Raw genomic sequence first — 613 nt, 5'->3', positions numbered from 1 at the left:
CCACCGAAAAACAAGGCACTGGTTTGGGGCTTTACGTCGCACGCGAGTTGGCACACGCCAATATGGGACAGCTGCATTATCACCCTGAAATGAACGGGTTCGAACTGATTTTACCGAAGGAGCAAGCGCAGGATGAATAAATTGCAAGAGCCGGTTTTGGTTGTCGATGACGAGGCAGACATCCGCGATCTGATGGAAATGACCCTGATGAAAATGGGTCTGCGCGTCGATACGGCGGCTGGTGTTGAAGAAGCTAAAGATAAGCTGGACAACAACGATTATTCGCTGGTGTTGACCGATATGCGTATGCCCGACGGCTCCGGTCTTGAGGTGGTCCAATACATTGACGAGTTGATGCTCGACACGCCCGTCGCCGTGATTACGGCTTTCGGCAATGCCGACCAAGCCGTTGAAGCCTTGAAAGCAGGCGCGTTTGACTATCTGCAAAAACCGATTACGCTGTCGCAGTTGCGTTCATTGGTTAAATCGGCCGTATCGGTTTCCGATAATACTGCCGAACCTACGCCGTCTGAAAAAGTCAAATCGCAGCCTGCGCCTATTTCTGCCGCCCTGTATAAACCCGAACCTCAGCCGGTCAAGCCTGTCGTTACGC

Annotated in this window: 1 protein-coding gene; it reads left to right on the top strand. The window is 52.4% G+C overall.

Annotation, left to right across the window (positions count from 1 at the left end; translation table 11 throughout):
• Positions 1-132: 132 nt before the first annotated feature.
• A partial coding sequence (locus ACTHUR_RS15725) for a response regulator (RefSeq protein WP_440399584.1) occupies positions 133-613 on the top strand: 481 nt, incomplete at its 3' end.

It is taken from the genome of Neisseria sp. P0021.S007, assembly GCF_051956855.1.
This window is presented reverse-complemented; position numbering and strand designations above follow the sequence as displayed.